Genomic DNA, 21,135 nt, shown 5'->3' on the forward strand with positions numbered 1-21,135 from the left:
ATGCAACGCACACTCGTTCTGAACGTGGTGGGCCTGACGCCGCAGCTGCTGCGGTACGCGCCGCACTTGATCCGGTTGGCGGAACGCGGCGCGCAGCGCCCGCTCATGGCGGTGACGCCGGCGCTGACCTGCCCGGCGCAAGCCACCTATCTGACCGGCCAGCTGCCGCAGGCGCACGGTTGCGTCGCCAACGGCTGGTATTCGCGAGAGCTGGCCGAGCCGTTGTTCTGGAGACAGAACAACGCCTTGATTCAGGGCGAGAAACTCTGGCACGAAGCCCGGCGCCTGCACGCCGGCTTCAGCTGCGCGCAGTTGTTCTGGTGGTACAACATGTATGCCGACGTGGACTGGAGCGTGACGCCGCGCCCGATCTACAAGGCCGACGGCCGCAAGATTCCCGACTTCTACTGCAACCCGCCGGAACTGCACGCGGAGTTGCGTCAAAAGCTGGGCGATTTTCCCTTGTTTCACTTTTGGGGGCCGGCGGCGGATATCCGCTCCAGCCGCTGGATCGCCGACTGCGCGCTGCATCTGTACCGCTCGCGCCAGCCCACGCTGACCCTAGTCTACTTGCCGCATCTGGATTACTGCCTGCAGCGCTTGGGGCCGGATCATCCGGACGTGGCGGTGGAGGTGGCGGCGGTGGATCAGTTGTGCGGGGAGTTGATCGAGGAGGCTGACCGGGACGGCAGCCGCGTGATCGTCTTGTCCGAGTACGGCGTCACGCCGGTCAGCAACGACATCGCCATCAACCGCGTTCTGCGCATGGCCGGTTGGCTCAAGGTGCGGGAGGAGCAGGGCGAGGACAAGCTGGACTGCGGCGCGTCGGCGGCTTTCGCGCTGGCGGATCATCAGATCGCTCATGTCTATGTGCGCCAGCCGGCGTTGGTGCCGGAGGTGAAGGCTTTGTTGCTGGAGCTGGAGGGGGTGGAAATGGTGTTGGACCAGGCCGGCAAGCGCTTGCTGGGGCTGGATCATCCGCGTTCCGGCGAGCTGGTGGCGGTGAGCCGGCCGGATCGCTGGTTCAGTTATTACTATTGGCTGGACGATGCGCACGCGCCGGATTTCGCCCGCACGGTGGATATTCACCGTAAGCCGGGCTATGACCCGGTGGAGTTGTTTTTGGACCCGGCTTTAAGTTGGCCGAAGTTGGACATTGCCTGGACGTTGTTGAAGCGCAAGTTGGGGATGCGGAGTTTGTTGGAGGTGATTCCGCTGGATCCGTCTTTGGTGCGGGGGTCGCATGGACGTCCCACGCTGAATCCGGAGCATGGTCCATTGATGATTAGTTCTTTGCCGGACAGTTTGCCGTCGGGGGCGGTGCCGGCGACGGCGGTGCGGGACATCATCATGGATCATATGTTTGGGGAGGTGGAGACGCGGCTGGCGTATGGGGCGCATGGGGTGATGGAGTAGGGGTTTGGGTTTATTCCGGTGCGACGTTTATTGACTGGTTCTCCTTTGATTAGGGTTGTGATGGGTGATGGTTTTTCTGTTGAATCCGCTGCGCGGATGATGTTTTGGATGCCGCTTTCCGCGCGGCGAACGGGAAGGGGGCGGGCCGCCGCCCCCTTTCATCCCCCCTCGTCCCCCTGGACGCGAAACCCCGAAGAAAAAGGGGCCTGCAAGGCGCGGCTGAACTCGCGATTTGCTAGCGTCAAATCGCTCAAACAAAGCAGCCGCTTAAAACCTTGCAGACCCCTTTTTCTTCGGCGCGCCCCGAGGGGACACTTGGGCGCTACACGAGGTAGTCTTTTTTTGAAAAGAAAGAGTGATTTAGCTTTGCTGGCTAGTTCTGTGGATAACTATCCAGTTTGACCCTTCCTGTGGATATCTAAGACAAATCAAGAAGAAAGTACGTCTCCGACGCGCCCCAGATCCCTTCAAGCCTGCTGACGGGTGGCAGGCCCGAGGTCTTAAGCGGCTGTTTGTTTGAGCCGCGCGACGTTAGCGTGTCATCACTGAGCGAACCAAAGATTCGCACGTAGAGGGTTCAGCCGCGCTTTGGGCCTGAGGTCCCCATGGGAAGCCCTAGGTTAAGCTTGTTGGGCCCCGGGGCATCAGATACTCAGTGTCCTCTGTGCTTCACAACCATCCTGGTGATGGGGCAGAAATCTCTCAGCGCAAGGATGGGCCTACTTTGATCCCACTTGGGGGTATGTTTCCTGCTCGTTTTAGGCAATTTATCTGGTCCTTATGAAAAAAGATCCCTGACTCTCCATTGGACATTACAACTACATTTTCCCCCTGTACTCTCGGGTCAAGCTTGCCAAATGGCTGCTCACAATGCGCACATCTATCAGTAACTATTGTCATATGAATCCCATCCCATATCTTGATTTCAGAGAGAATTTCTTTCTAAGTATTGTGCTCTATTAATAAAAAAGTATGCAAAGAATAGCAAGTCTAGACAGTAAAAAAAAAGCAAACACAATCAATTTATCTAATTGATTTTAAATGGGAATTTTGCGGAATGCCATTGTGTTAAGTTATAAATTTTCATAATGATTACAACAAACCAACCTCATATTCAAAAAATTGACCACCTTGTGTAGCGCCCAGGTGCCCCCTTGGGGTTTCGCGTCCTGGGGGACGAGGGGGGATGAAAGGGGGCGGCGGCCCGCCCCTTTCCCGTTCGCCGCGCGGAAAGCGGCACCCAAAACATCATCCGCGCAGCGGATTCAAAACCAGACCATCTAACAAGTAAGCCACGCTCAATCAAAGCAACCACCTCACCTTGACCCCAACCGCCCCCTCGGCAACAATCCCCCCGTTGCCGCCAAAACAAGCGGCACACGGGATTGGCGTCCCGTTGCTATGAAATTCTGCGTACTTGTTACGTAGGCAGCACACCCACAGCCATGCCAACTTGGCAGGCGTGTGGTGGGAGAGTGCTATGCACTCGCCGGTTTCATAGCTCGGTACGCCAATCCTGCCACGCGCCTGCCTAATACCTCAGCCTTTCCCGGCAGGTGGTTTATCTTGTGTCACAGCAGGAGAAACACCATGCATCACGCTCAAAACTACCCCCGTCGCCGCCGCTACAAACTGCACTCGCTGGAGCAGCAGGAAGGCTTGCTTCCCTTTGTTCGTTTCTGCCCCGGCCGCACCTATGCGCATTACTGGCAAATGCCCACGCCCCGTAAGGATTACCCCGCCGACAGCGCCTATGGCCGCGAATGCGCGGCCCACCTGCTGCAATGGATGAAGGACAACCGCGAATACGTTGGCAAGGGCCTGCTCAGCCGCGTGGCGCGCGACATCGATTTTGACGACCGCGATGGACGCGGTCAGTGGATGGGTTTCTTCAACTATCTGGAAACCATAATGCTGTTGGGTGCCGACCGGGTAAGGGTCTACCGCCATGTCGATAGCCAACATCAGTTCTATCTGGCGCTGGGACAACGGCTCAAGCTGGAGGCGCGTTTCCGCCGCATCCGCCTGCGCAATCGCTGACCTAAGCAGGTGGGTGGAGCCGTAGGCGATATCCACCAAACCCCGCTGCCGCCGCTTGCCACTGCGCGGAGCGGGCGCAAAAAAAAAAAACGGGGTGGCCATGGGCCGCCCCGCTTCATTCAAGCGGCTACGCTTACTCCTGCAACAGCGCCGCCCTGCGCTCAATCCCCTTCACCTCCACCTTCAAGGCCTTGGCCAGACGCTCGCCGTACTGGCGGTCCGCCTTGTAAAAGTGCGACAACATCACATCGCGGGTCTCGGCATTGCGTACCTTGGCCAGGTCGCCGGACAGATTGCGGATCAGGTCCGCCTGGCCCTGCGCGCTCAGCGAACGGTAGAACTCGCCGGCCTGCTGGAAGTTCAGCGTTTTGGCGATGGCCTCTTGTTGGGTGTTGCCCTGCAAGGGCAGGCGGCTGTGCTTGAACTGCGGGTCTTGCGGCTTGGGAGCAAGCCGGCTGGGTTCGTAATTGACGCTGCCCTGGCGGCCGGAGGCGTTTTGCGCGCCGTCCTGATTGTTGTTCACCACCTCAACCCGCGGGCGGTTTACCGGCAATGCCTGGAAATTGGTGCCCACGCGGTGCATCTGAGTGTCCAGGTAAGAGAACAGCCGGCCTTGCAGCAGTCGGTCCTCCGAGGCCTCGATGCCCGGCACCAAGTTGGCCGGCGACATCGCCACTTGCTCGGTGGCTTCGAAGAAGTTGGCCGGAATCCGGTTCAGCGTCATGGTGCCCACCTTGCGCTCCGCCACGCCGGTCCACACCTTGGTGGGGTCCAGCGGATTGAAGGCGAAGCGGTTCATGTCCTCAGGCTGGATCAGCTGCACGTACAAATCCCAGGACGGGTAGCGTTTCTGTTCGATGCTTTGCAGCAGGTCCGCGGTGGCGTGGCCAACCGATTGGCCCTGCACCTTGGGCAGTTCGTCCGGGCGCAGATTGCGCTCGCCCTGGCGCGATTTCCAGGTGAACTTGGCGTATTGGTAGCGGCCGTCGGCGGCCACCAGTTTTAGCGCGTGCACGCTGCTGCCATTCATCTCACGGTAATTGGCCGGGGTGCCGTAGTTGGAGTACACCCGGGTCAGCATGTGGGTGGATTCCGGCAGGTGGGAGAAGAAGTCGAAGATACGGTTGGGGTCTTGCTCATTGCTCACCGGGTCCGGCTTCAGCGAGTGCACCATGTCCGGAAACTTGATCGCGTCGCGGATGAAGAACACCGGCAGGTTGTTGCCCACCAGGTCCCAGTTGCCTTGCGCGGTGTAGAACTTGGTGGCGAAGCCGCGCGGGTCGCGGTCGGTTTCCGGCGCGCCGCGGCTGCCTATCACGGTGGAGAAACGCACGAACACCGGGGTTTGTTCGCCCTTGCGGAACACCAGGGCGCGGCTGACGTCTTGCAGTCCCTCGCTGGCGACGAAGACGCCGCCTGCGCCCACGCCGCGCGCATGCACCACGCGTTCCGGGATGCGCTCGCGGTCAAAGCGTTGCAGCTTTTGCAGCAGTTGAATGTCTTGCAGCAGGGTGGGGCCGTTGGGGCCGGCGGTTTGGCTGTTCTGGTTGTCGCCCACCGGCGCGCCGTTGTCCTGGGTCAGGGCTGCGGCTTGGGTCAGAGCGGCGCTACAAGCCAGCGCCACGGTGAAAAGCTTGCGGTTCACGGAAAAGGTCAGAGCAGACATTGGCACTCCCATAAATTATTAGAACATTTACTAAGGGAGTGGCCATTATCGGAACTGGCAATAGTTTTGTTAAATCTTAAATTACAATTTGTTTGATAGTGTTTATTAATGGGCGACGACGACGGCGTTACTTTTCCGCCAACAGCCGCTCAATGCGCCGGTCCGGCACGAGCCAGATCAGGGCCATCAGCACGTACATCGCCGCGGACAGCCATTCCCAGTAAAAGGCGGCGGCGATGCCGATCAGGTAGCACAGCGGGGATATCTTGCCCTTGATGTCCTTGCCCAGCGCCTCGGACAGCCGGGTGCGGTTGCCGGGCAGGCACAGCAGGGATTGTTGCATCAGCCACCAGGCCAGCGCGCACATCAGCAGCACCACGCCGTACAGGGCCAGCGGCAGCGGGGCGAAGTGGTTTTCTCCCATCCAGCCCGTGACAAAGGGAATGAGGGACAGCCAGAACAGCAGGTGCAGATTGGCCCACAGCACGCGGCCGTCCACGCGCTGGATGGCGTGATAGAAATGGTGGTGGTTGTTCCAGTACAGGCCCACATAGATGAAGCTCAGCACGTAGCTGAGGAAGACCGGCCAGTGGTCTTGCAGGGCCGTCCAGCTGGTGTCGTGCGGCACTTTCAGCTCCAGCACCATGATGGTGATGATGATGGCGAGCACGCCGTCGCTGAACGCTTCTAGCCGGTTCTTTCCCATGATATCCCTATCAGCTGTTTCAATCGAATGATAGGGGGAGTATAGACGGCTTTGCAGATCGTAAATAGGTTCTCAGCCTGGCTGCTGGGTTGGCGCCGGGCGGTAAGGCAGGCGGATGCGGGTGATGAAACGATCACCGTCCAGCCGGGCGCTGAGCGAGGCCTCGGCGTCGAAATACAGCTCCAGCCGTTCGGCCAGGTTGTCCAGCGCCATATGGTGTCCGGGCGTGTCCGCGGCGGGTTCCGGGTTGACCGGATTGCTCAGCGTCAGCTCCAGCAGTTGTTCATGCCGGCGCGCCTGGATGCGGATCTCGCCGCCGTCGGCCAGCCGTTCTATGCCGTGGAACACCGCGTTTTCCACTAGCGGTTGCAGGATCAGCGGCGGCAGCGCGGCGTCCAGCGGCGCTTGCACGTCCCAGCTCACTTGCAGGCGCGCGCCCAGCCGCTCGGCCTCGATCGCCAGATACATGGCCGCCAATTCGATTTCGCGGCCCAGCGTGGATTGTCGCGCCGGGTCGCCCAGTTGGGCACGGAACAGGTCGGCCAGGTTTTCCAGCACCATTTCCGCCTTGTCTGGCTGTTTGCCGATCAGGGTGATGGCGGCGTTGAGGCTGTTGAACAGGAAATGAGGACGGATGCGGGCCTGCAACGCGATCAGCCGGGCCTCGGACAAGGCCGGGGACAGCGCGCGCGCGCGTAGATTGAGGTAGTGCTGCATCAGCCCGCCCACCGCGCCGGCCAGCAGCACCTGGCCCCAGGGCATGGGCGCCAGCGGGTTGAGCAGGCGGCCGCAGAAGGCGAAGGAGAGCAGACAGATGGCGGCGGCGGCCAGCGCGGCGCGGCGTCCGTGGTGGAGGCGGCGGCCCAGCAGGGCCAGCAGGCCCAGGCTAAGCAAGGCGCCGGGCACCAGCAGGCTGGACAGGCGCAGCAAGCGCCAGGGCAGCGGCTCTCCGCCGTCGTCCAGCAACAGGCCGCCCAGCAGGAACAAGCCCAGCAGCAGCAGCGCGCGCAGCAGCACGCCCAGGTTGCGGTAGTCGGGCAGGTCGGGCGGGGACGGTAGCGGCATGGCGGCGCGGGGAGGAGCGAAATAGGATAGCCGCATCATAGCAAGGAAAACCCGCACTGGCCGAAGGCGCTCGCCGCTGGCATAGTAAGAGGTTCCCGGCGGCATTGCGCGTGTCCGGGGTTTCGCCAAGTTTTTCGTCCGCAGCCATCGTAGAAAGCATTGCCATGCAAGATCAACACGCCTGGTCCGGCCGTTTCTCGGAGCCGGTATCCGAACTCGTCAAGAAATACACCGCCTCGGTGGATTTCGACCGACGACTGGCCGAATTCGACATTGAGGGCTCGCTGGCCCACGCCGCCATGTTGCAGCGCGCCGGCGTCCTGTCCGCCGAAGACCTGGAAGCGATCCGACGAGGCATGGGCGAAGTGCTGGACGATATCCGCGCAGGCCGCTTTGAGTGGAGCGTGGATCTGGAAGACGTGCACATGAACGTGGAACGCCGGCTCACCGACAAGATCGGCGACGCCGGCAAGCGCTTGCATACCGGCCGCAGCCGCAACGACCAAGTGGCCACCGATATCCGCCTGTGGCTGCGCGCGCAGATCGACGCCATCGTCGGCCTGATCGGCGAGCTGCAGCACAGCCTGCTGGACCTGGCCGAGCAGCACGCCGAAACCGTGTTGCCGGGCTTCACCCATTTGCAGGTGGCGCAGCCGGTGACCTTTGGCCACCACATGCTGGCCTACGTGGAAATGCTGGCGCGCGACGCCGAGCGGATGAGCGATTGCCGCAAGCGCGTCAACCGCCTGCCGCTGGGCGCGGCGGCGTTGGCCGGAACCACTTTCCCGATAGACCGTCATTACACCGCCCAGCTGCTGGGTTTCGACGATGTTTGCCACAACTCGCTGGACGCGGTGTCCGACCGCGATTTCGCGATTGAATTCACCGCCGCCGCCAGCCTGGTGATGGTGCATCTGTCGCGGCTGTCCGAGGAGCTGATCCTGTGGATGAGCCCGCGCGTCGGCTTCATCGACATCGCCGACCGCTTCTGCACCGGCAGCTCCATCATGCCGCAAAAGAAGAACCCGGACGTGCCGGAGCTGGTACGCGGCAAGTCCGGCCGCGTGGTGGGTCACCTGATTGCGCTGGTGACGCTGATGAAGGCGCAGCCGCTGGCTTACAACAAGGACAACCAGGAGGACAAGGAACCGCTGTTCGACACCGCGGACACCTTGATCGACACCTTGCGCATTTACGCCGACATGATGCGCGGCGTCACCGTCAAGCCGGAGGCGATGCGCGCGGCGGTGCTGCAAGGCTTCGCCACCGCCACGGATCTGGCCGACTATCTGGTGAAGAAGGGCGTGCCCTTCCGCGACAGCCACGAGGTTGTGGCGCTGACGGTGCGCCACGCCGAGCAGCAGGGCGTGGACATTGCAGACCTATCTCTGGCCAAGCTGCGCGAGTTCTCGCCGCTGATCGAAGACGACGTGTTCGCCGTGCTGAGCCCGGAAGGCAGCCTGGCGCAGCGCGATCACGTGGGCGGCACCGCGCCGCGCCAGGTGCGCTTGCAGATCGAGCGCCATCGTCAACGCTTGCAGCCGCGTTAATACCCGCTAACACAACCCCTGATCCTGCGCGCCTTACGTGTACTGCCTGCGTTGGCGCGCCTTGGCTCAGGTTCTCTGCGCGGTTTTGTTAGCGGCTCTATAGAGCCTGTTCAAAGTCTCGCGAGCAAGGGCGAGACAAGGCGAAAACGAGCGAAAAAGCGGAATGTGCGAGGGGTGCATGAGCATCTTGAGCTTGTACTCACCGTGCAACGCTCCACGACTTCTAAACACCACGCATGGCTGTCGGGCCGCGCCCGCCCACCCTGGCGGCACGCGGCCCGATTGCGTTTTGGGCGGCGTCGATTGCGGCAATTTATATCAAACATAAGTCAATCAAAGACATTTTATTAAATAAATCTTTCTAATTAGCTTTTCTGTCTTCGGCTAAACCGTTATCTTTAGCGCCAGACTTGCGGGAGCTTCGAAAAATCGCGATGGCGGCCGAGCACGCGCCGCGCGGCAATGCCCGCTCATCCCTCATCCTGGCAGTCCCCGTCCATCCATGCTGTTCTCGCCAGCGCCAGCCGTGTCGCGGATTGGCGCGCGTCGTCATGGCCGGGCGCCGGGCTGCTTCTTGTCATTCAGTCACTCAGTCACGCCGGGGAACAATGTGTTTTGTCGCCATCGCTTCCGTCACCTGATCAGCCGAGGCAATCAGTTCCGCGGCAGCCTCAACGCCGCGGAATGGGCCTTGGTCTTGCTGGTGGCCGTGTTGCCGGCGGCAATAGGCCTGCCCTTGACCTGGAACCGCTACCAGCTGGATGTGCAGGCGCAGCTGCAAAGCGCCGCGGGGCGCGCGGTCAATTCTGTGGACCGGGTGTTTGGTCAGGTGGATCGCTCGCTGCGCGAAGCCGCGCCGCTGGGTGGCCTGCCCTGCGCGCAGGCGCGCGGGAAACTGGTGTCGCTGGCGGCTTTCGACCCCTATATCCGCTCGCTGGGGCTGCTGGACGGGCGCCGCCTGTATTGCACCTCGGTGCTGGGCGCGCAGGACACGGTGCTGCCCTTCACTCCATCGGCGCCGCAACAGCTGATCCATCGCCAGGGTTCCGGCCCCCTGTATCCCAAGCGCCCCTTCCTGATGCGTTCTTTGCTGGGGGAGCGGGGGCAGGGCATTGTCGCCAGCGTGGAGCTGGCCTATTTCAGCCCCTTGCTGCCCTGGCAGGCCGACGACGGCCACAGCGGCTCGCTGCTGGTGTTGAACCATAAGGAAGCGGTGCAATCCACCTTGCCGGGCGTCGCCGAGGTGCCGGGCAGCGCGGTGCTGCGCGTGATCGCGGCGTCTCGGCACTATCCGCTGGCGGTGCACAGCTGGGTGGACTCCGAGTACCTGTGGCGCGGCGCGTCGGCGCGCCTGCTGCGCGCCTTGCTGCTGTTGCTGCCGGTGGGCGTGGTGGGGGCGGCCCTGCTGCTGGGCTATTTGCGCAAGCGCGGCTCGGTCAGCGGGGAGATACTGCTGGCTTTGCGCAATCAGGAGTTCCTGCCTTACTACCAGCCGGTGTTCGACGCTTGCGGCCATCGCTGCATGGGGGTGGAAGTGTTGCTGCGCTGGCAGCATCCGCGCCAGGGCCTGGCGCCGCCGGATCTGTTCATCCCGGTGGCGGAAGCGTCCGGCATGATCATCCAGATTACCCGCTACCTCATGCGGCGGGTGGCCGCGGACATGGAGTCGCTATCCTTGCCCGACTGCTTCTTTGTCGCGCTCAATCTGTCGCCCAGCCACTTGCAACATGCGCAGCTGGTGGAGGATTGCCAGGCGTTTTTGCAACACTTCTCGAAGACGCCGCCGCGCTTGGTGCTGGAAGTGACCGAGCGCGAGCCTATCCGGGTGACGCCGCAAAGCCAGCAGGTGATGGCCGAGCTGCGGCGGATGCGGGTGCAGATCGCCATCGACGACTTCGGCACCGGCCACAGCAGCTTGGCGGAACTCAACCGCATTCACGCCGACCATCTGAAGATAGACCGCGTGTTCGTGGCGGCGATAGGCAGTGATTCCATCGCCAACCGCATTCTGGAAATGATCATCGACCTGGCCAAGCAACTGCGCATCTCCATGGTGGCAGAGGGCGTGGAAACCGAACAACAACGCGCCTATCTACAGCAAAGCGGCGTGCATTACCTGCAGGGCTATCTGCTGGCGCGGCCGATGCCGCTGGAACAGTTGCGCGATTTTCTGTGGGGACGGCGTGCGTCCTTGGCGGAGGGCCAGGCGGCTCCCTGAGTAAAAAATGCGCAATAAACGAACACTATTGGCCGATATCAAGCCGGAATAGTGGTTCTGTTTGCCGCTGACCCGCAAAATATGTTACTAAAGTGACGTGATTTTCGATTCCGAATAGTTATGAGCCGCTCACCCCGTCACGACAAGATTCTGCAGCTGGTCCGCGAAAACGGCTTCATGCCGATCGAAGAGCTGGCCAGACTGCTCGATGTCACCCCGCAAACCATTCGCCGCGATATCAACCAGCTGTGCGAGGCCAATTTGTTGCGCCGTTACCACGGCGGCGCCGCCTTGGGCAGCAGTGTGGAGAATGAGGACTATTTCGCGCGCAAAGGAAAATTCCAGAACGAAAAAGCGCATATCGCGGACATGATCGCCAGCAGCATTCCCGATCATGCCTCGCTGTTCATGAGCATAGGCACCACCATAGAGGCGGTGGCCCAGGCGCTGACCAGCACGCACAAAGGCTTGCGGGTGATCACCAACAACATTCACGTTGCCTCCATCATGTCCACCAATCCGGATTTCACGGTGATGATTACCTCCGGCACGGTGCGCGCGTCCGACGGCGGCATCACCGGCGTGGCCACGCTGGACTTCATCAATCAGTTCAAGGTGGATTACGCCATCATCGGCGTATCCGGCATTGAACCGGACGGCTCGTTGCTGGACTTCGATTACCGCGAAGTGCGGGTGGCGCAGGCGATGATGTCCAACGCCCGTCACCGCTATCTGGCGGCGGATCACAGCAAGTTTGGCCGCAACGCCTTGGTGCGCATGGGCCACATCAGCGAATTCCACACCGTGTTCACCGACTCGCTGCCGCCGGAGCCGGTGACCAAGCTGCTGGAAGAGCAGGGCGTGCGCCTGGTGTTGACCGAGGCCTGATGACCCGCGTGTAAGAGCCTGTTTACGATCTCGCTCTTGCTCGCGAGACCTTGAACAGGCTCTGAGCGTGCGCGAAAAAAGCCGGAGCGTCCTTGACGCCCCGGCTTTTTCATTGCCGCGCCAGGCTCAGCCCGGCATGGTTTCCACCCGGTTGCGGCCGTTGGCCTTGGCCCGGTACAGCATTTCGTCGGCCTGCTGCACCAGCTCCGTGCTGCTGCCGGCGGTATCCAGCGAGCTGATGCCCACGCTGAAGGTTTGACGGAAATCGCCGTCCGGCGCGCGTTGCTGGATCTGGCTGAAGTCCTGACGCAATTGGTCCATCAGTTCACGCGCCTGCGTCTGATTCGTGCTTGGCAGCACGATGGCGAACTCCTCTCCGCCGTAGCGGCCCACCAGGTCGCTGCTGCGCAGCCGCTCCTTGAGAAAGCGCGCCAGATTGATCAGCAGCTCGTCGCCGGCCGGGTGACCGTGGCTGTCGTTGATGGTTTTGAAGAAGTCCAGATCCAGCATGGCCAGCGATAACGGCCGTTGATCGCGGCGCGCGCGCTGGATGCTGTACTCCAGCTGGCCGTGCAGATGGGAGTGATTGAGCAGGCCGGTGAGGCTGTCGTTGATGATGTAGGAGCGCAGCTTGCGGTAACGGCGCGCGCGGTTGATCACGGTGACGATCAGCTCCTCCGGCGCCACCGGCTTGGTCAGGAAGCCGTCTATGCCCAGGGTCAGCGCGTCCAGCTGCACCGCCTGGCGCTTTTCCACAGACAGGAACACCACGGGGATGCCGTCCAGCAGCCGTTGCTGACGGATCACCTTGGCCAGCTCCATGCCGCTGCATTGCGGCATGTACATGTCCATCAGGATCAGGTCCGGGCGGAACTGCTCTATCATGTCCAGCACCCGTTCCGGCTGCGTCTCCTCGCGGGTTTCCACCCCCTGGGCGTTGAGCACGCTGGAGTAGAGCCCGGCCAGCGACTCCATGTCTTCCACGATCAGCACGCGCAGGGGCTCGCGCTTCTCGCCCAAATCTCCAAAGCTCAGCTGGTCTATCAGCTGATGCGCCTGCAGCGGCCAGTCCAGCAGGCTGCCGGCGCCGGCCCGCACCGCCGCCAGCCTCGCCTGGAAATCGTGCCGCGGCGAGGTCAGGATCAGCGGACAGATGCTGCTGATGGTGGGCGCCAGCAAGAGGATGGGGTCGTTGGCGGCGAATTCGGTGAAGGCCACCACGGCTTCCGGCGCCATGTCCTGCAAGGCTTGGGCCAGTTTGGCCGCCTGCTGGATCACTTTGGCGTGAATGCCGTAGCAGGACAACTGCTGGATCAACGGCGTGGCGTCCACATCCTGCGGCAGCCATAGATAAAGGGTGACCAAGTCGCCGCCCAGCAGCTTGTCGTAGTCGATCTCCGGCAGGCCGTCCTTGCGTTCCATCATGCCCAGTTGGCTGACCAGGCCCAGGTGGTGACGCAGGCGGTTGTAGCGCTCGCTTTCCGACGGCGCGGTCTGCGGTTGCTGGATCCAGCCCTGCAGCAAGCGCGACAGGGTCTGGATTTCTCCCGTGATTTCGTTGAGGTCCTGCTCGCGCACCATATCTTCCAGTCGCAGGATCAGCGACAGCAGGTGAGCGGCCAGCGGTCGTTCCCAGCGAGTGACCAGCAGGTGGCCGATGCGATCGATTTCCTGTGCCAGATGCACGCGTTGTTTGAAAGCCTGATGTTGCGACATGGTCAAGTGTTCCCCGGTGGACCCGGTTGTCCGATATTCAAGTTCTGAAGCCGCGCCTTGGGCGCGCTGTTATAATTCGCCGTTGGATTGCAACGGCCTGGCAAAAATTTTTAATGAACGTTTTTTACGAAGAGAGCGGCGGCTTTAAGGTCGGCAGCATCGTTTCGCGCAATGACGCTAGTCTGCAAGTGGATACCCAGCATGGCAAGCGCGCCAAGATCAAGGCTGCGAATGTTTTTCTGGAGTTTAGCTCCGCATTGGGCGATTTTCTGCCCATGGTAGAGCAACTTGCCGCGGATATTGACCTGGATTTCCTGTGGGAATGCTGCCCGGACGACGAGTTCGGCTATGAGGCGTTGGCGGCCGATTACTGGGGCCGCGCGCCGTCGGCGGCGGAGGCCGCCGCCATCGTGTCGCGTCTGTACGGCGCGCCGATGTATTTCTACAAAAAGGGCAAGGGCCGCTACAAGAAGGCGCCGGAAGACGCGCTGAAGGCAGCGCTGGCCGGGCTGGAACGCAAAAAGCGCGAACAGGAGCAGATCGACCTGTGGGTGGCGGAGCTGAAAGCCGGCCAACTGCCGGAGGCGATCCGCAGCCAGTTGATGACGTTGTTGTGGAAACCCGACAAGAACACGCTGGAGTTCAAAGCCTTCGACCAGGCCGCGCGCGAACTGAGCCTGCCGCCGCTGCGGCTGGCGGACAAGGTGGGCGGCATCTCTTCGGTGCCGGACTACCTGATGGCCGGCTTCATGCTGGAGTTCTTCCCCAAGGGCCGCGGTTTCGGCAAATACGAGCTGCCGGCATTGCCGGAGGACTTGCCCTTGTCGCCGGTGCGCGCCTTCTCCATCGACGACGCCAACACCACCGAGATCGACGATGCGCTGTCGGTACAGGACTTGCCTAACGGCAATAAGCGCGTGGGCATCCACATCGCCGCGCCGTCGCTGGGGATAGAAATCGGCTCTCCGCTGGAGAAGCTGGTGCTGTCCCGCCTGTCCACCGTGTATTTCCCCGGCGACAAGATCACCATGTTGCCGGACGATCTGGTGGAGATGTTCACCCTGAAGGAAGGACACGATTGCCCGGCGCTGAGCCTCTATGTGGAGGTGACGCCGGAGTTCGAGCCGGTCGCCTACGAAAACCGCATCGAAAAGGTGCATATCGCCGCCAACCTGCGCCACGCCGCGCTGGAGCAGTTCTTCAACGAAGAGACGCTGGCTTGCGATCCGGGCGTGGACTATCCGTTCAAGCAGGAGCTGATCTGGTTCTGGCAGTTCGCCGAGGCCTTGGAGAAGCGCCGCGGCAAATACGATCCGACCCGGCCGGTGCAGATGGACTACAACTTCGACGTAGTCGACGGCAAGGTGTTGATCACCCTGCGCAAACGCGGCGCGCCGATGGACAAGCTGGTGTCCGAGCTGATGATCCTGGCCAACAGCGAGTGGGGCCGGATGCTGGCCGAGGCCGACATCCCCGGCATGTACCGCGCGCAGAGCATGGGCAAGGTGAGGATGACCACGCGGCCGGAGCCGCACACCGGCTTGGGCGTGGCCCAGTACGCGTGGGCCACGTCGCCGTTGCGCCGCGCCACCGACTTCATCAACCAGCGCCAGCTGATGTCGATGATCCGCGAGGAGAAGCCGCAGTTCGAGCAGGGCGACGCGATGTTGTTCGCCATCCTACGCGATTTCGACACCACTTACTCCGCCTACCTAGGCTTCCAGGACCGGATGGAGCATTTCTGGTGCCTGCGCTGGTTCAGCCAGGAAGGGGTGTCCGACCCCACCGCCACCTTCATCAAGGAAGACTTGGTGCGCATCGACGGCTTGCCGATGCGGGTGCGCATCCCGGGCCTGCCGGAACTGGCGCGCGGCGACCGCATCCAGCTGGCCGTGATTCGCATCGACGAGTTGATGCAGGAGATCGAGCTGCGCTGCGTCGGAGTGCTCGGCCATGTGGATGCCGCCGAGGATGAAGAGACCGAAGCGGAGACAACCGGCGAGGTGGGCGAGGCGGGCGGCCAGGCCGGCTGAGTCCGCCATGCGAGACGTGAGAAAAGGCGGCCCAGGCCGCCTTTTTTGCGTCCGGCTGGATGGCGCTTAGCGTGGCTGACAAAACTTAGTATTAAGGCTGAGGCAAGGCGCGCCGACTCAGACAGTACATTGAGTACGGCAAGTCGGCGCAACGCAGCATCAAGGGTTTTGTTAGCCGCTCTTAGAACCTGCTTACGATCTGCTGTGCGTCGGCGATACGGCGTTAAAAACAAGCTCAAAATGCTCATGTACCACGTGTACATTCCGCTTTTTCGCTCGTTTTCGCCTTGTCTCGCTCTAGCTCGCTAGATCGTAAACACGTTCTTAGAACATCTCGTCCAGCGCGGTGCAAGCCTCGCGCAACTCCGGCAGCGCTTCCGCCAGCGCCTCGCGGTGCAGGCCGGCGCGCTCCATCACGCTGACCGGCAAGGTGGCCAGCATGTCTTCCTCGCTCATATCGTGATTGAAGCCGGAGGTCATGAAGGACGCCAGACCAATCAGCAGCGCGAACGGAGACACTTCCTCGTTCAGCAGGTCGTGCTGATTGAAGATGGCCTCCTGGATTTCGTCCGGAAAATTCCAGCGCCGCGCCAGCTCGGCGCCCACCTCGGTCAAATCCATGCCCAGCAGCATGCGCTCGGTGGCCACCCGGTCGGCGCCGCCGGCAACGATGCGGTCTATCTGCAGCGCCTGTTCCGGCACCGCCACGTAGAGCACCAGTTCGCCGATATTGGACAGCAGGCCGCAGGTATAGCCCAACTGCGGGTCCAGCTTGGCCAGCCTGGCCAGCCGTTTGGCGGCGTTGGCCATTGCAAAGCTGCGCTGCCAGAACGCCTTCATGTCGAAGCCCTGAATGCCCAGCGTAGCGCCGGTGACGCCGGAGGCGATCACCAGCACCCTGAGATTGTCGAAGCCGAGCAGAATGATGGCGTCGTCCAGAGAACCCACGCGTCGGCTGCCGCCGAAGCGCGCGGTATTGGCCAAGCGCAGCACGCGCGCGGTCAACACCTGGTCATGTCCCACCTTGTCGGTAATTTCATCGATGTTCACGTCGGTGCGGTGAAAACTGGCCACCAGCTCCTGAACCACTTTGGGCACCATGGGCAGCTTGCCCGACGCTTTTTCAAATATTTCCGCCACTTGCATATGGGTCTCCAATATGAGGGTTTGCTGACGTCTGTTTTCCAGCGGCAAAACAGGCGTCAACAAACCCAACGGTGCCGTCGCCGGCGCGGGCGTGGGCCGGCGGCGATGAAGTCCTGCTCCTTGAGCTTAGGCAATTGGCGGGGGAAAGGAAGGACAAAACCGGACAGAGGCGCGCCAGCGGCGGGGCGACCCAAAAAAAAACAGGGCCGGGAGGCCCTGTAAAGAAGCAACGTCGTTTAATTCTTGTGCAGCTGGCTGGCTTCCAGCGCCAACTGGGTGATGCGGTCCCAGTCGCGGTTCGCGATGGCGTCGTCCGGCGTCAGCCAGCTGCCGCCCACGGCCAACACATTGGGCAGCGCCAGGTATTCCGGCGCTTTCTTGATGTCGATGCCGCCGGTGGGGCAGAAGCGCAGATCGGAGAACGGGCTGGCCAGCGATTTAAGCAGCTTGACGCCGCCCACGGCCTCGGCCGGGAACAGCTTCTGGATGGTGAAGCCTTCGTCTTGGGCGCGCATGGCCTCGGACGGGGTGGCCACGCCGGGAATCAGGGTCAGATTGGCGGCGCGCGCGGCGGCGCCCAGCTCCGGGGTGAAGCCGGGGCTGACGCCGAACTGCGCGCCGGCGTCGATGGCGGCTTCCACATGAGCGCGGGTGCGCAGCGTGCCGGCGCCCACGATGGCGCCCGGCACTTCGTCGCGCATGCGGCGCATCGCCGCCAGCGCGGCCTTGGTGCGCAGCGTCACTTCCAGCACGCGCACGCCGCCGGCCACCAGCGCCTGGGCCAGCTCCACGGCCACGGCCGCGTCGTTGACGATGATCACCGGAACAACCGGGCCTTGGCGCAGCAGGGTCAATGCGTCCATATTCATTTTCTCCAAGAAGCGGGGTGGAAGTCGGGATGGCGGAAGCTGGTGGCGCCGGCTTCGGCGTGGTCTGCCACCGAGCGGAACACCGCGAACAAGTCCCGGCCCATGCCAAAATCATTATGCGTCAGGTCGGCCTGCGCCTGTTCGCGCGCGGCCCATTCGGCGTCGTCCACCAGCACGGTCAGCGCGCCGCTATTGGCGTCCAGCCGTATCAGGTCGCCGTCGCGCACTTTGCCGATCGGCCCGCCGGACAAGGCTTCCGGCGAGACGTGGATGGCGGCCGGCACTTTGCCGGAAGCGCCGGACATGCGGCCGTCGGTGACCAGAGCCACCTTGAAACCGCGTTCCTGCAAAATGCTCAGCGCCGGGGTCAGCTTGTGCAGTTCCGGCATGCCGTTGGCGCGCGGGCCCTGGAAGCGGATCACCGCGATGAAGTCTTTTTCCAGCTCGCCGCGCTTGAACGCGGCCAGCATATCGTTTTGGTCGTGGAAAATCACCGCCGGCGCTTCCACTACCCGGTGTTCCGGTTTGACCGCGGACACCTTGATCACCGCGCGGCCCAGTTTGCCGGACAGCAGCTTGAGGCCGCCGTCGGCGGAGAACGGGTCGGCGGCGGTGCGCAGCACGCTATCGTCCCCGCTGTCGGTGGGCGCGTCGCGCCATTTGAGCTCGCCGTTGTCCAGCCACGGCTCCTGCGCGTAGCGCGACAGGCCGCGGCCCACCACGGTGCCCACGTCCTCGTGCAGCAGGCCGGCGGACAGCAGCTCGCGGATCACAAAGCCCATGCCGCCGGCGGCGTGGAAGTGGTTCACGTCGGCCTTGCCATTGGGATAGGCGCGGACCAAGAGCGGCACCACGGCGGAGAGTTCGTCGAAATCGTCCCAGTTCACGGCTATGCCGGCGGCGCGGGCAATGGCGACGATGTGCATGGTGTGGTTGGTGGAGCCGCCGGTGGCCAGCAGCCCTACGATGGCGTTGACGATGGACTTCTCGTCTATCATCTCGCCCACCGGGGTGAAGGCCTTGCCTTGGGCTGCGATACGGGCCGCTTGCTGAGCGGCGGCGCGGGTCAGCGCCTCGCGCAGCGGGGTGCCCGGATTGACGAAGGCGGCGCCGGGCAAGTGCAGGCCCATGATCTCCATCAGCATCTGATTGGAGTTGGCGGTGCCGTAGAAGGTACAGGTGCCGGGGCCGTGGTAGGACTGGCACTCGGATTCCAGCAGCGCGTCGCGGCCCACCTTGCCTTCGGCGTACAGCTGGCGCACCTTGGCTTTTTCATCGTTGGCGATGCCGGTGGTCATCGGGCCGGCGGGAACGAATACCGCGGGCAGGTGGCCAAAGGAGAGCGCGCCTATCAACAGGCCGGGCACGATCTTGTCGCACACGCCCAAGTAAAGCGCGGCGTCGAACATCTGGTGGGACAGCGCCACCGCGGTGCTCATCGCGATGATGTCGCGGGAGAACAGGGACAGTTCCATGCCCGGCTGGCCCTGGGTCACGCCGTCGCACATCGCCGGCACGCCGCCTGCGAACTGAGCGGTGGCGCCAGCCGCCAGCGCCGCTTCCTTCAGCTGCGCCGGATAGGTTTCCAGCGGCTGGTGGGCGGACAGCATGTCATTGTAGGAAGAGACGATGGCCAGATTGGGGCGGTGTTCTTCCTTAAGATGTATCTTGATGCCGTCGGGCATGGCGGCAAAGGCGTGGGCCAAGTTGGTGCACGATAATTGCGAGCGCTCCACCCTTCCCTGATGGGCTGCGGCGCGCAAGCGGTCCAGGTAGGCGGCGCGCGTTGCCTGGCTCCGATTGACGATGCGCTCGGTAACGGCGGACAGGGTGGAATGCAAGGCCATGATGACGTTCCGTGTTGAAGTGGGTTGATAGTAGTTTTACTACACTCAAAATGCAAGACGCGCTCCAGCGCCGTCTCGCCATGATACGCCCGGCGGCGCTGGGCAACACCCGCCGTTGCAGCGATTGAGCGAATTGTTTGCTTTGAGGCAAAAGGTGTTGCAAAAGCGGCCTGCGTCAGCGGGATGACATGGACAAGGTAAATGCTGGTGGTAATATAACTACATCTACAAACATCTCGAGATGGAAGATCAGGATGGATACCCGTACTACGCCAACCCCGGCCTTCGATATGGTGTTGTTCGGCGGCGCCGGCGATCTAGTGATGCGCAAGCTGCTGCCCTCCTTGTATCAGGCGCACGCGGCCGGTCTGCTCAATCAGCAGGGCCGCATCCTGGCGCTGGGCCGCAAGGAACTGAGCCGCGACGACTACCTGGCCTTTGTCGAGAAGAACTCGCGCCAGCACGTTAAAGCCCATTTCGACGCCGCCGCCTGGGACAGCTTCTGTGCGCGGATTGAATACCTGAAAGTGGACGCCTCCCAGCCGCGGGACTTCCCGGCGCTGGCGGATAAGCTCAAGGGCGACGACGGCCGCGTGGTGGTCTGTTATCTGGCCACCGCGCCCAATCTGTTCGCCGGCATCTGCGAGAACCTGGCGACGGTGGGTCTCAATAGCGACAACGTGCGCGTGGTGTTGGAAAAGCCGCTGGGCACGGATCTGGACTCCTCCAACGAGATCAACGACGACGTGGCGCGCTTCTTCAAGGAAGAGCAGCTGTACCGGATCGACCATTACCTGGGCAAGGAATCGGTGCAAAACCTGATGGCGATCCGCTTCGCCAACGCGCTGTTCGAACCCCTGTGGCGGCGCGAATGGATACACGACGTGCAGATCACCATCTCCGAAGACCTGGGCGTGGGCAGCCGCGGCGACTTCTACGACGGCACCGGCGCGCTGCGCGACATGGTGCAGAACCACCTGCTGCAACTGCTGTGCATTGTGGCGATGGAGCCGCCGGCCAATATGGAAGCTGACGCGGTGCGCGACGAGAAGCTCAAGGTGCTGAAGGCGCTGCGCCCGTTCAGCGAGCAGGACGTGGCGGCCAAGACCGTGCGCGGCCAGTACAAGGCCGGCGCCGTGGGCGGCCAGCCTGTGGTGGGCTATTTGAGCGAGCAGGGCATCCCTGCCGACAGCCAGACCGAAACCTTCGTCGCGCTCAAGGCCGAGATCGACAACTGGCGCTGGGCCGGCGTGCCCTTCTTCCTGCGCACCGGCAAACGGATGCAGGAGCGGCTGGCCGAAATCGTCATCAACTTCCGCGACGTGCCGCACCAGCTGTTCAATGGCCCGATGAGCGGCAGCCACACCGCCAACCGGCTGGTGATCCGCTTGCAACCGGAAGAAAGCATCCGCCTGTACTTCCTGGCCAAGGAACCCGGCGACACCATGCGCCTGCAACCGGCCTACCTCGACCTGGACTTCTACAAAGCCTTCAAGGTGCGCCGCGCCGATGCCTACGAGCGCCTGCTGCTGGACGTGATCCGCGGCAAGTTGGCCCTCTTCATGCGCCGCGACGAGCTGATCGAGGCCTGGCGCTGGGTGGAGCCCATCATGGACGCCTGGAGCCGCAGCAGCAACCTGCCGCCCAAGCAGTACACCGCCGGCACCTGGGGTCCGGCGGCGTCCAGTGCTTTGTTATCGCGCGATGGGATAGGCTGGCACGAGGAATGCTAAGCCGCATGGAGGCATCCATCTGCTACGCGTCTCGATCTCGAATGCTGCGGTGCTCGCCGTACTACTTGTACGGCTGCGCTTCTCGCTTCGACCTCGAGGCGCTCGCGACGATGGATGTCCCATGCTGACCGTTTGCTACGCGTCTCGATCTCGAATGCTGCGGTGCTCGCCGTACTATTTGTACGGCTGCGCTACTCGCTTCGACCTTGAGGCGCTCGCGACGATGGATGTCCCATGCTGAC

Annotated in this window: 14 protein-coding genes; 7 read left to right on the top strand and 7 right to left on the bottom strand. The window is 62.5% G+C overall.

Annotated elements, in window-relative coordinates:
- Together ACUXV1_RS20610 and ACUXV1_RS20615 are read left to right on the top strand one after the other, a co-directional pair.
- Positions 1 to 1,416, top strand: coding sequence for an alkaline phosphatase family protein (locus tag ACUXV1_RS20610; protein WP_337882896.1), 1,416 nt, complete (start codon positions 1 to 3; stop codon positions 1,414 to 1,416).
- 1,590 nt (positions 1,417 to 3,006) lie between these two features.
- The gene (locus tag ACUXV1_RS20615) at positions 3,007 to 3,456 is read left to right on the top strand and encodes a hypothetical protein (protein ID WP_446016391.1); all 450 of its coding nucleotides are present in this window, start codon (positions 3,007 to 3,009) and stop codon (positions 3,454 to 3,456) included.
- 133 nt (positions 3,457 to 3,589) lie between these two features.
- On the opposite strand, the gene ACUXV1_RS20620 is transcribed toward ACUXV1_RS20615, so the two are convergent.
- The 3 genes from ACUXV1_RS20620 to ACUXV1_RS20630 all read right to left on the bottom strand — a co-directional run bounded on the left by ACUXV1_RS20620 (position 3,590) and on the right by ACUXV1_RS20630 (position 6,893).
- The gene (locus ACUXV1_RS20620) at positions 3,590 to 5,122 is read right to left on the bottom strand and encodes a catalase (RefSeq protein WP_337882898.1); all 1,533 of its coding nucleotides are present in this window, start codon (positions 5,120 to 5,122) and stop codon (positions 3,590 to 3,592) included.
- A gap of 127 nt (positions 5,123 to 5,249) precedes the next feature.
- A complete protein-coding gene (locus tag ACUXV1_RS20625; protein WP_446016390.1) occupies positions 5,250 to 5,828 on the bottom strand; it encodes a TMEM175 family protein in 579 nt (192 codons plus the stop codon).
- A 72-nt stretch (positions 5,829 to 5,900) separates the two neighbouring features.
- On the bottom strand, positions 5,901 to 6,893 hold the full coding sequence (locus tag ACUXV1_RS20630; protein WP_194427256.1) for a sensor histidine kinase: 993 nt from the start codon (positions 6,891 to 6,893) through the stop codon (positions 5,901 to 5,903).
- Between the two features lie 164 nt (positions 6,894 to 7,057).
- On the opposite strand from ACUXV1_RS20630, the gene argH reads away from it, so the two are divergent.
- The 3 genes from argH to ACUXV1_RS20645 all read left to right on the top strand — a co-directional run bounded on the left by argH (position 7,058) and on the right by ACUXV1_RS20645 (position 11,549).
- A complete protein-coding gene (gene argH, locus ACUXV1_RS20635; protein ID WP_081556481.1) occupies positions 7,058 to 8,443 on the top strand; it encodes an argininosuccinate lyase in 1,386 nt (461 codons plus the stop codon).
- Between the two features lie 610 nt (positions 8,444 to 9,053).
- A complete protein-coding gene (locus ACUXV1_RS20640; RefSeq protein ID WP_446016389.1) occupies positions 9,054 to 10,661 on the top strand; it encodes an EAL domain-containing protein in 1,608 nt (535 codons plus the stop codon).
- A 120-nt stretch (positions 10,662 to 10,781) separates the two neighbouring features.
- A complete protein-coding gene (locus tag ACUXV1_RS20645; protein ID WP_446016388.1) occupies positions 10,782 to 11,549 on the top strand; it encodes a DeoR/GlpR family DNA-binding transcription regulator in 768 nt (255 codons plus the stop codon).
- A 126-nt stretch (positions 11,550 to 11,675) separates the two neighbouring features.
- Here ACUXV1_RS20645 and ACUXV1_RS20650 read toward each other — a convergent pair whose 3' ends face one another.
- Positions 11,676 to 13,265: a GGDEF domain-containing protein gene (locus tag ACUXV1_RS20650; RefSeq protein WP_231138257.1), complete on the bottom strand. Its 1,590-nt coding sequence runs from the start codon at positions 13,263 to 13,265 to the stop codon at positions 11,676 to 11,678.
- A gap of 113 nt (positions 13,266 to 13,378) precedes the next feature.
- Here ACUXV1_RS20650 and ACUXV1_RS20655 point away from each other — a divergent pair, with 113 nt between their 5' ends.
- Positions 13,379 to 15,298 (top strand): ribonuclease catalytic domain-containing protein, encoded by a 1,920-nt coding sequence (locus ACUXV1_RS20655; protein WP_081556479.1) that lies wholly within the window; start codon positions 13,379 to 13,381, stop codon positions 15,296 to 15,298.
- Between the two features lie 324 nt (positions 15,299 to 15,622).
- On the opposite strand, the gene ACUXV1_RS20660 is transcribed toward ACUXV1_RS20655, so the two are convergent.
- The 3 genes from ACUXV1_RS20660 to edd form a co-directional block, all read right to left on the bottom strand.
- On the bottom strand, positions 15,623 to 16,444 hold the full coding sequence (locus tag ACUXV1_RS20660) for an HDOD domain-containing protein (RefSeq protein ID WP_043639147.1): 822 nt from the start codon (positions 16,442 to 16,444) through the stop codon (positions 15,623 to 15,625).
- Between the two features lie 236 nt (positions 16,445 to 16,680).
- Entirely contained in the window at positions 16,681 to 17,307 is a 627-nt protein-coding gene (locus tag ACUXV1_RS20665; RefSeq protein WP_446016387.1) for a bifunctional 4-hydroxy-2-oxoglutarate aldolase/2-dehydro-3-deoxy-phosphogluconate aldolase, read from the bottom strand.
- Between the two features lie 2 nt (positions 17,308 to 17,309).
- Positions 17,310 to 19,160, bottom strand: a complete 1,851-nt coding sequence (gene edd / locus ACUXV1_RS20670) for a phosphogluconate dehydratase (protein WP_043639151.1) — start codon at positions 19,158 to 19,160, stop codon at positions 17,310 to 17,312.
- 254 nt (positions 19,161 to 19,414) lie between these two features.
- Here edd and zwf point away from each other — a divergent pair, with 254 nt between their 5' ends.
- Positions 19,415 to 20,893 (top strand): glucose-6-phosphate dehydrogenase, encoded by a 1,479-nt coding sequence (gene zwf, locus ACUXV1_RS20675; protein WP_446016385.1) that lies wholly within the window; start codon positions 19,415 to 19,417, stop codon positions 20,891 to 20,893.
- Positions 20,894 to 21,135 lie beyond the last annotated feature (242 nt).

The sequence above is a fragment of the Chromobacterium sp. W521 genome, from assembly GCF_052805975.1.

Bases quoted from the DNA above. Each gene is read 5' to 3' on its own strand.
- ACUXV1_RS20610 (WP_337882896.1), top strand. From the start codon at position 1: ATGCAACGCACACTCGTTCTGAACGTGGTGGGCCTGACGCCGCAGCTG.
- ACUXV1_RS20615 (WP_446016391.1), top strand. From the start codon at position 3,007: ATGCATCACGCTCAAAACTACCCCCGTCGCCGCCGCTACAAACTGCAC.
- ACUXV1_RS20620 (WP_337882898.1), bottom strand. From the start codon at position 5,122: ATGTCTGCTCTGACCTTTTCCGTGAACCGCAAGCTTTTCACCGTGGCG.
- ACUXV1_RS20625 (WP_446016390.1), bottom strand. From the start codon at position 5,828: ATGGGAAAGAACCGGCTAGAAGCGTTCAGCGACGGCGTGCTCGCCATC.
- ACUXV1_RS20630 (WP_194427256.1), bottom strand. From the start codon at position 6,893: ATGCCGCTACCGTCCCCGCCCGACCTGCCCGACTACCGCAACCTGGGC.
- argH (WP_081556481.1), top strand. From the start codon at position 7,058: ATGCAAGATCAACACGCCTGGTCCGGCCGTTTCTCGGAGCCGGTATCC.
- ACUXV1_RS20645 (WP_446016388.1), top strand. From the start codon at position 10,782: ATGAGCCGCTCACCCCGTCACGACAAGATTCTGCAGCTGGTCCGCGAA.
- ACUXV1_RS20650 (WP_231138257.1), bottom strand. From the start codon at position 13,265: ATGTCGCAACATCAGGCTTTCAAACAACGCGTGCATCTGGCACAGGAA.
- ACUXV1_RS20655 (WP_081556479.1), top strand. From the start codon at position 13,379: ATGAACGTTTTTTACGAAGAGAGCGGCGGCTTTAAGGTCGGCAGCATC.
- ACUXV1_RS20660 (WP_043639147.1), bottom strand. From the start codon at position 16,444: ATGCAAGTGGCGGAAATATTTGAAAAAGCGTCGGGCAAGCTGCCCATG.
- ACUXV1_RS20665 (WP_446016387.1), bottom strand. From the start codon at position 17,307: ATGGACGCATTGACCCTGCTGCGCCAAGGCCCGGTTGTTCCGGTGATC.
- edd (WP_043639151.1), bottom strand. From the start codon at position 19,160: ATGGCCTTGCATTCCACCCTGTCCGCCGTTACCGAGCGCATCGTCAAT.
- zwf (WP_446016385.1), top strand. From the start codon at position 19,415: ATGGATACCCGTACTACGCCAACCCCGGCCTTCGATATGGTGTTGTTC.